At 72.6% G+C, this 10,114-nt stretch carries 8 protein-coding genes; 6 read left to right on the top strand and 2 right to left on the bottom strand.

All coding sequences use genetic code 11. The annotated features are described in order from the left end of the window. Positions 1-46: 46 nt before the first annotated feature. From ACP6CK_RS16745 to ACP6CK_RS16720, 6 genes are all read left to right on the top strand, one after another. Positions 47-1,609: a sulfatase gene (locus ACP6CK_RS16745; RefSeq protein ID WP_426954436.1), complete on the top strand. Its 1,563-nt coding sequence runs from the start codon at positions 47-49 to the stop codon at positions 1,607-1,609. Next, positions 1,606-2,574: a Bug family tripartite tricarboxylate transporter substrate binding protein gene (locus ACP6CK_RS16740; protein WP_426954435.1), complete on the top strand. Its 969-nt coding sequence runs from the start codon at positions 1,606-1,608 to the stop codon at positions 2,572-2,574. Before ACP6CK_RS16745 ends, ACP6CK_RS16740 begins: the two co-directional genes overlap by 4 nt. Positions 2,575-2,860: 286 nt before the next feature. Next, positions 2,861-3,088, top strand: coding sequence for a hypothetical protein (locus tag ACP6CK_RS16735; RefSeq protein WP_426954434.1), 228 nt, complete (start codon positions 2,861-2,863; stop codon positions 3,086-3,088). 199 nt (positions 3,089-3,287) lie between these two features. Next, positions 3,288-4,142 carry a sulfurtransferase gene (locus tag ACP6CK_RS16730; RefSeq protein ID WP_426954433.1) on the top strand — a complete coding sequence of 285 codons (855 nt, stop codon included), beginning with the start codon at positions 3,288-3,290 and terminating at the stop codon, positions 4,140-4,142. Positions 4,143-4,153: 11 nt separating this feature from the next. Then, entirely contained in the window at positions 4,154-5,299 is a 1,146-nt protein-coding gene (locus ACP6CK_RS16725; protein ID WP_426954432.1) for a MalY/PatB family protein, read from the top strand. A 396-nt stretch (positions 5,300-5,695) separates the two neighbouring features. After that, the gene (locus ACP6CK_RS16720) at positions 5,696-6,652 is read left to right on the top strand and encodes a Bug family tripartite tricarboxylate transporter substrate binding protein (RefSeq protein ID WP_426954431.1); all 957 of its coding nucleotides are present in this window, start codon (positions 5,696-5,698) and stop codon (positions 6,650-6,652) included. A gap of 12 nt (positions 6,653-6,664) precedes the next feature. Here ACP6CK_RS16720 and ACP6CK_RS16715 read toward each other — a convergent pair whose 3' ends face one another. Both ACP6CK_RS16715 and ACP6CK_RS16710 read right to left on the bottom strand, forming a co-directional pair. Then, positions 6,665-8,050 (bottom strand): ABC transporter substrate-binding protein, encoded by a 1,386-nt coding sequence (locus ACP6CK_RS16715; RefSeq protein WP_426954430.1) that lies wholly within the window; start codon positions 8,048-8,050, stop codon positions 6,665-6,667. Between the two features lie 14 nt (positions 8,051-8,064). Next, a complete protein-coding gene (locus ACP6CK_RS16710; RefSeq protein WP_426954429.1) occupies positions 8,065-10,113 on the bottom strand; it encodes an SUMF1/EgtB/PvdO family nonheme iron enzyme in 2,049 nt (682 codons plus the stop codon). Position 10,114: the final 1 nt, after the last annotated feature.

Genomic DNA, 10,114 nt, shown 5'->3' with positions numbered 1-10,114 from the left:
CCCAAGACCGCAAATCCTCTAGGATCGGGAGCGTTGGGGGGATCGGATGCGCCTGATCTACGTGCTGTTCGACAGTCTGAATCGGCATGTTCTCGGCGCCTATGGTGGCCAGGTGGTTCCGACACCGAACTTTGACCGCCTCGCGGCCCGCTGCGCGACCTTCGAGACCCACTATGTCGGCAGCCTGCCCTGCATGCCCGCGCGCCGGGACCTGATGACGGGGCGCCTGAACTTCCTGCACCGCGCCTGGGGACCGCTCGAGCCCTTCGACAATGCCTTCCCGGAGATCCTGCGCTCCGAACGGGGCACGTACAGCCACCTCATCACCGACCACTACCACTACTTCGAGGATGGCGGCGTCGGCTTCCACGGCCGCTACTCCTCCTGGGAATTCTTCCGCGGACAGGAGAAAGATAAGTGGAAGGGGGTGGTGGACCTGCCGATCGAGCGGATGCGCGGCACCTACCACGCGAGCCAGTTCGACGGCCGCACGGACCCGAACGCCAACATGCCCTACTACGTCTCGCGGGAGGCGATGGGCGAGGAGGAAGCGGGTTACCCGATCGCCCTCTGCACGGCGTCGGCCCTCGAGTTCCTCGACCGGAATGCGCAGGCCGACAACTGGCTGCTGCACCTTGAATGCTTCGACCCGCACGAGCCCTTCTTCGCCGCGCGCCGCTTTCGGGAGGGGCTGCCGACGAATTACCGCGGACCTGTCCTCGACTGGCCGCGCTACGGCCGGGCCGATTACCGGCCCGACGAGGAGGCGGAGCTGCGCGCGAATTATCTCGCACTCGTCGCCATGTGCGACGAGTATCTAGGGCGCGTGCTCGATTGGATGGATGGGAATGCCGCCTGGGACGACACGGCGCTGATCGTCTCCACCGACCACGGGCTGCTGCTGGGCGAGCACGAGTACTGGGGCAAGAACCGTCCGCCCTTCTATGAGGAGGTGGCGCGGATTCCGCTCTTCGTCCATCACCCGGCCATTCCCGCCGCCGGCGCTCGCCGGCGGGCGCTGACGCAGACCATGGACCTGATGCCGACGATCCTGGAGATCTTCGGGGCCGCGGTCCCGCCAGAGGTGCAGGGCCGTTCCCTGCTGCCGGTGCTGCGGAATGACACGCCGGTCCGCGGCGCGGCTCTGTTCGGCCAGTTCGGCGGGGCGGTGAACGTCACGGATGGGCGCTACGCCTACATGCGCTATCCGGAAGGCGTGGAGGCCGAGACCCAGCTCCACCACTACACCCTCATGCCCCTGCATATGCGGACCTTCTTCGAGCCGAAGGAGATAGCCGGCGCGGAGCTGGTCGGGCCGTTCGGCTTCACGAAGGGCATGCCGGTGCTGAAGTTGCCCCTGGTGCCCGATGCGGCCGCGAACATGCTGCACCGCTACCCCCTGCTGGAGGCCCGCACCGCGCTCTACGACCTGTCCACCGACCCCGGGCAGCTGCACCCGATCGCGGACCAGCCGGTGGAGACGCGCCTGACCGGCCTGCTCCGGGATGGCATGGCCGGCCACGAGGCCCCGGCGGAGGCGTATCGGCGCCTCGGGCTGCCGGAGCCGCGTCCGGCCGGCGCGGGACCTCACGGGGGAGGGGATCGATGATCCGGAGACATCTGCTCGCCACCGGGTTGGGGGTGGCGTTGGCCGCACCGAGGGCCGGAGCCCAGCCCGCCTGGCCGGACCGCCCGATCCGGCTCCTCGTCGGCTTCGCGCCCGGCGGCACGGCGGATCTCATCGCCCGCCTTCTCGCGCAGGCGATGCAGGCGGAGTTCGGCCAGACGATCGTCATCGAGAACCGCTCCGGCGCCGCCGGCATGATCGCCCTGCAGGAGGCGGCGCGCGCCGCACCGGACGGGGCCACCTTCGCCTATGCCAATGTCGGGCAGATCGTGCTCACGCCCCTGCTGCAGCCGGGCGTGGCCGATCCGATGAAGGATCTCGTCCCGGTCGCGCACGCCGTGAACATCCCCTTCTTCGTCGGCGTCTCGTCCCGCGTGCCGGTCCGCACCCTGGCCGAACTGGTCTCCTATGCGCGGTCCCGGCCGGGGGAGCTGAACTACGGCTCCTCCGGGGTCGGGCAGATGACGCATGTTGCGGTGGAACTGCTGCGCGCCCGGACGGGCATGGATCTGACCCACGTGCCCTATCGCTCCGGCGCCATGGCGGTGCAGGAGATGGCGGCGGGTCGCATCCAGCTGGCCATGGAGGCGCATTCGGTGCTGCGCGGCCCGGAGGAGGCCGGGCAGGCCCGGATCCTGGCCGTTGCGGCACCGCGGCGAAGCGCCCTGGCTCCGGACATCCCCACCGCGGCGGAGGCCGGCGTGCCGGATTATGCAGTCTCGGGATGGCAAGGCTTCTTCGCTCCCGCGAACGTCCCGTCGGCCATCCGCACCCGTTTCGCAGGCGCGGTCCGGCGGGCGTTGGACAGCGGCCCGGTCCGCGAGAGCTTCGCACGGCAGGGCTTCGAGCCGGGGGAAGGCGCCAGCTCGGAATTCGCCGCCTTCGTGGACGCGGAGGCCCGGCGGTGGGGCGAGGTCATCCGTCAGGCCAGCATCACCGCGAGCTAGCTGTGCCGGAGCCGCAGGGCTTCGGAAAGCGGGCCCTGGCCGGCGTCGTGCACCACGCACGACCCCGCGCGGGCCAACCAGGGAGCGGCGCGGCGGCGCCCTGCGACGCTTCAGATCGGACCGCAACGCGCTGAAATCCGGATCGGCCCTGCCGCAACATTCGGACGCAAAGCGCCACGGCGGCGGCGCGATTCGGCCCTCGTCTCGACACCCCCGGGACGTTGTATCGGAACAAGGCAAGGTGCCACCGGCATTCCGCCGCGGCAGCCTCGCCAGGGAGGTTCTGATGAACCGCCGCTCCTGGATTGCGCCCGCTCTGACTGCCATCGTCGCCAGCGCCACGCTCGCGGGCTGCGCGGTCTATCCCGGTGGTCCCTATGGCTACCGCGGCGATCACGGCTACGGCCGTCACCACGGCTACGCCAGCTCGGCACCGGGCTGGCGCGGGCGCGAGGGAGGCTGGCGTGGTGAGCGCTACGCCGATGGCTGGGGCCGGCGGGACGGCTGGCGCTGACACCCGCAGGGCGGCCCCGCGCCGCCCTGCGAAGCGTCCCGCTCTCCGCGCGGCTGATGCTGGCGCCGGCCACCGCTCCCCGACCAAGCGCGCATCGGGTAAGGACCTTGCGCCGCGGGGAAGCGGCCAGCCAGGCCATCGACCCCGGCGACAACAGGGTTGACGACCGGCTGCGTCAACGACCGGTCGGGAGACTTCGATGGACGATCCACGTGCCAGGGTGCTGATCACCGCGAGCGCGTTGGCGGACCGCCTTCACGCCGCGGAAGACCTGGTCATCCTCGCGGTGCGGAATGTGGGCCGGCGGGATCTCTCGGCCTTCGCCGGGGATGAACGCATCCCCGGCGCGGTCGACATCGACATGCCGACGGAGATGGCCGGTCCGGGCGGCGGCACGAACGGATCGCGCCCGCTTCCCGCAATCGCGGAGCTGCAGCGGGACGCAAGGCGCTGGGGCATCCGCCGGTCCAGCCCCGTCGTCGTCTATGACCATGATCGCGGCCTCCAGGCCGGCCGGGCTTGGTGGGTGCTGCGCTGGGCGGGGATCGCGGATGTGCGCCTGCTGGATGGCGGCTTCGCGGCCTGGAAGGCGGCCGGCCTGTCATCGGTCCGAACCGCGCCGGCGCCGGCGGAAGGCGACGTTGTGCTGTCCGGCGGTCACCTGCCCGTGCTGGACGCGGATGCGGCCGCCGTCCAGGCCCGCGACGGCATCCTGCTCGATACGCGGATCCGGGCGAACTACATCGGCGGTCCCGTCGGGACCGGCCAGCCCGCGCGCGGGCATATCCCCGGCTCCGTCAGCGCGCCCGCGGCCGATGCCCTACTGGAGGACGGGACCTTCGCGGAAGCGGAGACGCTGCGTCATCTCTACGCGGCGCTCGGTGTGGATGGCACGCGGCCGGTCGGCGTGTCCTGCGGAGCGGGCGTGTCCGCGGCGCACACGGTGGCCGCTCTCGCCTCGATCGGGATCGAGGCGGCGATGTATCCCGGCTCCTGGTCGGCCTGGAGCGCCGATCCGGACCGACCCGTGACCATCGGCGGCCGGCCGGGCTGAGCGCCGCCGCCATGGAGTGGGACTTCGACCGGATCATCGAGCGCCGCGGCACCGGCAGTTCCAAATGGAGCCGCTACCCCGCCGATGTCCTGCCCCTCTGGGTGGCGGACATGGACTTCGCCGTCGCGCCACCGATCCTGGCAGCGATCCGCGAACGGCTGGAACATCCCGTCCTCGGCTACGGCGTGGCGAGGGACGCGCTGCGGGAGACGATCGTCGCCCATCTCGCCGAGGCGCATGGCTGGCGCATCGCGCCGGAGGCGATCGTCTTCCTGCCGGGCGTCGAGCCCGGCTTCAACATGGCCCTGAAGGCGCTGCTCGCCCCCGGCGACGGGGTGGTCGTGCAGACGCCCGCCTATCGGCCGATGCTCGCGGCGCCCGGACATTGGGGCCTGCGCCGCGTGGACGCGCCGCTGGTCGCGGCCGCGGACGGCCACCGCACGGACATGGAGGGCTTCCGGCGCGCCCTGTCCGGCGCCCGCGCGCTGCTGTTCTGCAACCCGCACAATCCCCTGGGCAAGGTCTTCGCGCGGCCGGAGCTGGAGGCGATCGCTGAGGCCTGCCTCGCGCAGGAAGTCCTCATCATCTCGGACGAGATCCATGGCGGCCTGGCGCTGGACGGCCGCGCGCACGTGCCGATCGCCTCCCTCTCGCCGGAGGTGGCGCGGTCCACCGTCACCCTCATGTCGGCGAGCAAGACCTACAACATCGCGGGACTGAAAACGGCCTTCGCGATCATCCCGGACAGCGCCCTGCGGGACCGCTTCGCGGCCTCCCGCCTGGGCATGGTGGACAGCGTGAACGTGCTGGGGCTGGAGGCGACGCGCGCCGCCCTGGCGGAAGGGGAGCCCTGGCGGCAGGCCCTGCTCGCCTACCTCCGGGCGAATCGCGACCACCTGTTCGACGCGGTGCGGTCACGCCTGACGGGCCTCCGGATGCACCGCCCCGAGGGGAGCTTCCTCGCCTGGCTCGACTGCACGGGCGTGCCGGTGGCCGATCCCGCACGGTTCTTCCTCGACCACGCCCGCGTCGCCCTGAGCGATGGGATGGAGTTCGGGGAGGCCGGGCACGGCCATGTTCGCCTGAACTTCGGCTGCCCACGCGCGGTGCTGGATGCGGCGCTGGACCGGATCGAGGCCGCGATCCGGGCGGGCTGACGCCGTCGCTGGTGGGTTTGAGGGTGGCCCCAAGGGGCGCTGCCCCTTGGGACCCCGCCGGGGGTGAACGCACCCCCCGGACCCCGCGTCCGTGTTCCCGGGGAAGAGGAGCAATGGGGTCGCCAATGCCCTCCTGGGCTTTCAGTCACCTCGGGTTGACGACCCGAGGCGTGCGCCAGCGACGCCAGAACCCATTGATAAAAGGGGATGATGGAGGGTGGTCCGGAGGGAGGAAGAAGGCCTTCTTCCTCCCTCCGGGACATCCGGCCGGGACAGGAGCAGAACAGAACCCGGCCGGCATGACCCTGTGGCCCGCGTCTCGCAGGGCCGCCCGGCGGTGGTTGCGCGTGTCGGCGCAGGCGCCATTCTCATGCCCCTTCCGGACAGGATCCCCCGATGAATCGCCGCCTGCTCGCGTTCCTGACCGGCGCCGTGCTGCTGCCCCTGGCTGCCGCGGCGCAGTCCTGGCCCACCCGGCCGATCCGGCTCGTCGTGCCCTTCCCGGCCGGCGGCGCCACGGACGGACAGGCCCGGGCCTTCGCCGACGCACTCGGCGCCGCGCTGGGGCAGCGCGTGGTGGTGGAGAACCGGCCGGGCGCCGGCGGCAACATCGGCGCGGAATCCGTCATGCGCTCTGCTGCGGACGGCTACACACTGATGGCCACGGGGCCGAACCTGATCAACACGGCGCACCTCGTCCGAGACACGCCGTTCCGCTGGGATCGCGACTTCGAGCCGCTGGGGCTGATGTTCACGACGGAGAACGTGCTCGTCGTCCACCCCTCCGTGCCGGCCCGGACGGTCCCGGAGTTCATCGCCCATCTCCGCGCCAACCCCGGGCGGCTCAACTACGGCTCGGCGGGGACCGGCGGCTCGATTCATCTGGCCGCGCTGCTGTTCCTGCAGATGACGGGCACGGAGATGGTGCACGTGCCCTATCGCGGCGACGCGCCCGCGCGCACGGACCTCACCAGCGGCACGATCCAGGTAATGTTCAACTCGATCGCGACGTCGGTGGAGAGCATCCGCGCGGGGCAGTGGCGCGGGCTGGCCACCACCGGCCGTGCCCGCCCCGCCTCCTTGCCCGAGCTGCCGACCGTGGAGGAGGCCGGGCTGCCCGGCTACGTGGTGGTGAGCTGGATGGGCCTCTTCGCGCCCAAGGGCGTGCCCGCCCCGGTGCTGGCGCGGCTGCGGGAGGGCTTCGACCGAGTCTTCGCCGATCCCGACGCCCGCGCCGCGTTCGCCCGGCTGGACGTGACCGTCACGCCCTCCTCCGCCGAGGAGCACGCGGCCGTCATGCGCGCGCACGAGGCGCTGTGGGCGCCGATTCTGGCGACGCTGGACCCGCCCTGATCCCTACCGGGATCAGGGGACGCCCAGCACGCCCTTCGCGTCCAATGTCAGCCCCGCGACGCCCTTCCGCGCGGCGAAGACGTCCACGGGGTGGAATAGGTAGAGCCAGGGCGGGTTCTCCTGCAGGCGGGTGAGGCAGCGCCTATAGGCCGCCTCCCGCGCGCCGTCCTCCACCGCGTGGTTGGCCGCCCGGATCAGCGCCTCCGTCTCCGGGTCGTCATAGCCCTGCCACCAGACCCCCTTCACCGCACTGGAGATCTTGTCGTTCAGCACGCGGAAAGTGGAGTGCGGGGAGGAGTCGAAGATCGCCATGTCGCCGATGATCTTGCGCCCGACCTCCCGCGCGTATTCCGGCCGGTCCGGCTGCACCTCCACGCGCGATTCCACGCCCACAGCGCGCAGCGCCACCGCGACGGCCTCGGTGATCTCGCGCGCCTTCTCCGGCATGAACTCCGGTGTGCGCAGGGTGATGGGGCCGTCCACCCCGGCCGCCCCGAACAGGCGCCGCGCCGCCTCGGGGTCATAGGGAATGGGACGCAACCCGGCAGCGCGGGCGCCGAGGTGGTGCGGGCTGACGATCGTCGCGGCGGGCACGCCGAGGCCGTGGAACAGCTCCCGGATAATCGCCTGCTTGTCCACGGCGTGGTTCACCGCCAGCCGTGCCGCGGGGGAGGCGAACAGCCCCTGGAAGGCGTTCAGGTAGAACATGACGGACAGCGTGTTGACGGCGCGCACCCAGTCGAAGCGCGGATCGAAGTCGAGCCGGTGCTCCGTCCGCTCCAGGTTCATCGCCACGTCCACCGCGCCGTCCCGCAGGGCGGCGAGGCGCGCCTCGGCCTGCGGGATCGCGGTGACGGCGATCTCCGCGGGACCACCGCCCTCCGCCACGCGGCGCAGTCGCGCCGACCGTTCCTCCTCGTAGTCGGTGACGCGGTAGCGGCCCGTGCCGAGCACCGGCCGCCCATCCGGCGTCTCGCGGCAGGGGTAGAACTCGGTGAACACGTCCAGCACGTCCGCGAAGGGCGTCGGGTTCTCCACCTGCACCGTGTCGCGCGCGGGCGCGGTGATCCGCGCGTGCTCGAGGTAGCGCGCGTAGGACCAGCGCATCCCGAAGGTGTCGCGGGAATCGAGGATCGCCGCGATGAAGCCGAGGACGTCCTCCGCCTCGCAGGGCTTGCCGTCGTGGAAGGTCGCGCCGGGGCGGATGCGGAAGGTCCAGCGGCGGCCGCCCGCATCGTGCGACCAGCGGTCGAACAGGCCCGGCCGGGCGAGGCCGTTCTCCCAGCGCAGCAGCGGTTCCAGCACGAGGTTCTTCAGCGTCAGCACGCTCGTGTCGTCGGTGACCTGGCGCGGCCGGGGGAAGCGGCACTTCTCGGCGGCGATCCGCAGCGTCTGCATGGCGTGTTCCCCGTTCAGCCGCGCGCCACGACGACGCGGAAGCCGTTGCCACGCCAGAAGCCATCCGGCTCCAGGCTGCCGCGATAGGTGGCGCTCGCCTTCTCCGGCGCGGAGGAGAAGCAGCCGCCGCGCAGCACGCGGCGCACCGTCGGCCCGGCTGCCGCGTCCTCCCGCCCGTCCGGGGCGTAGGGATAGCGGAAGGACGGGTTGGCCATGTCCTCGCCCCAGAGGGTGGAGCACCACTCCCAGACGCCGCCGCAGAGGTCCTCCGCGCCCTCCGCCGAGCGCCCCTCCGGGAAGAGGCCGACGGCGCAGGTGTCATTCAGCCCCGCCGTCTCGTCATTGGCGCGGCCCGGACGCCAGGGGCCGGGATAGGGGTAAGGCGGGTCGTGCGTGGCGGGAGCCGGGCCACGGGCGGCGCGCTCCCATTCCGGCTCGGTCGGCAGGCGCACGATCTCGTCGGGCGCGATGCGGCCCTCGGCGCGCCAGCGCGGGGTGATCCATTCACAGAAGGCACGGGCGTCGCGCCAGGTCAGGTCCACGGCCGGGGCGTTGGCGCGCGCGGGTTGCCGCCCCTCGGCCGAGGCCCAGGGGCGGCCCGTCTCCTCGACGAAGCGGCGGTAAACGCGGTTCGTCGCGGGATGACGGCCGATCCGGTAGGCGCCGACCGTCACCGGATGCGGCGGAGCGGAATTGGGGTGCGCCGCGGAGCCCATGGTGAAGGGACCGGCCGGGATGGGCACCAGCTCCTCAAGGTCGCGCGGATCGCCGAGGAGCGCGAGATGGCGCCCGGCCTCGGCCCGACGCTCCGGCATGAGGCCGCCTCCCTTTGCGGCGTCCAGAAGCGCCTGCGTGAGACGGGTGCGGAGCGGCTCCGCGAGCTCTGGCCCGGTCAGAAGGCCGGCGGCGGTGAGGGCCGCCTCGGGGGTGGCGGCCGCATCCAGCACGGCCGCGACCAGATCCGCTGCCTTCTCCGGATACCGGGCCGAGAGAAGGCGAAGAGCCAGGGGATTCGGGGCGCGCCGCGCCGCCTCGTCGGGGGGCGCCGCGGCGAGGGCCTGTGCCGCCAGATAGGGCGCCAGGAAATCCGCCCCGAGCGCCTCGCGCAGCCCGGCCACGCGGAGCGCCGCGTCGGTCTGGGGCGGCAGCGCGTCGCCGAGGGCGGTGCGGTGAATGTCGGAGGTCGCGCCCGGCTCCAGCCCCGCGGCGGACGCGCAGGCGGCGACGAAGGCCCCCACCAGGGTCTCCGGCGTCGCGCCCGATGCGGCGACCGTGAGGGAGAGGAGGCCGGGGCGATCTGGAAGCCCGGGCGGATCGTCGCCCGCCCCGCAGGCCGCGCGGAAGGCGCGGCGCTGGGACGGCAGCCAGGGCAGCAGGGCATGGCGCCGCAGGCCGGGGAGTCCGGGCAGGGTGCCGGCTGTCGCGGTCATCAGCAGCCGCAGCCCGGGGGCCGCCATCGCCACCCATTCGGCCACCCTTTCCCCGCCCAGCCGATCCGCGTCATCGAGGAGGAGAAGCAGCGGCCGGGACAGAAGGCCGTTCCGCGCGGCTGCCACCAGTTCCACCGCGTCCGGGCCGGCCGCGTGCAGCAGCGCGTCCGGCGCGACCGGTCCTTCGGCGCGCAGCGGGACGGGGATCGGCGGCGGACCATTCCAGCGCTCCTCCCGCACGGTCCCGTCCTCCCCGCGCGGGACCGGGCGGGAGAGCTGACGCAGCCCGTGCGCAGGATCGCCCACGATCTCCCCCGCCAGATACGAGGCGAGGTGGCGCAGGAAGGTCGTCCGGCCGCTTCCCGCCTCGCCGGTCAGCAGCAGGCAGGGCTCGGCCGCGGCGCGCTCCAGGGCGGTGTGATGAACCGGGCGGGGCCTCTCCCGTGGCGCCTCTCGGAGGGAGCGCAGGCCCTTCGCGGCCGCGTCCTCATCCGTCCAGTCCACCAGAGGGGATTGGTGGGCGGCCTCGAGCGGGATGATCTCCGCTTTGCCGGGGCGCGGCCGGATCGCGGCCGGCGCGCCCGAGAGGCGAGCCACGAGTTCCCGGCACCAGGCCGCGGCGCGCGCCTCCATG

The organism is Muricoccus radiodurans, from assembly GCF_050154705.1.
In the GTDB taxonomy this organism is placed as follows: Bacteria; Pseudomonadota; Alphaproteobacteria; order Acetobacterales; family Acetobacteraceae; genus Roseomonas; species Roseomonas radiodurans.
The sequence above is the reverse complement of the archived record's forward strand: the minus strand, read 5'-3'. Positions and strand labels throughout refer to the sequence as shown.

Coding starts and splice junctions, on each gene's coding strand:
- ACP6CK_RS16730 (WP_426954433.1), top strand. CDS start 3,288: ATGGACGATCCACGTGCCAGGGTGCTGATCACCGCGAGCGCGTTGGCG.
- ACP6CK_RS16720 (WP_426954431.1), top strand. CDS start 5,696: ATGAATCGCCGCCTGCTCGCGTTCCTGACCGGCGCCGTGCTGCTGCCC.
- ACP6CK_RS16735 (WP_426954434.1), top strand. CDS start 2,861: ATGAACCGCCGCTCCTGGATTGCGCCCGCTCTGACTGCCATCGTCGCC.
- ACP6CK_RS16710 (WP_426954429.1), bottom strand. CDS start 10,113: ATGGAGGCGCGCGCCGCGGCCTGGTGCCGGGAACTCGTGGCTCGCCTC.
- ACP6CK_RS16715 (WP_426954430.1), bottom strand. CDS start 8,050: ATGCAGACGCTGCGGATCGCCGCCGAGAAGTGCCGCTTCCCCCGGCCG.
- ACP6CK_RS16745 (WP_426954436.1), top strand. CDS start 47: ATGCGCCTGATCTACGTGCTGTTCGACAGTCTGAATCGGCATGTTCTC.
- ACP6CK_RS16740 (WP_426954435.1), top strand. CDS start 1,606: ATGATCCGGAGACATCTGCTCGCCACCGGGTTGGGGGTGGCGTTGGCC.
- ACP6CK_RS16725 (WP_426954432.1), top strand. CDS start 4,154: ATGGAGTGGGACTTCGACCGGATCATCGAGCGCCGCGGCACCGGCAGT.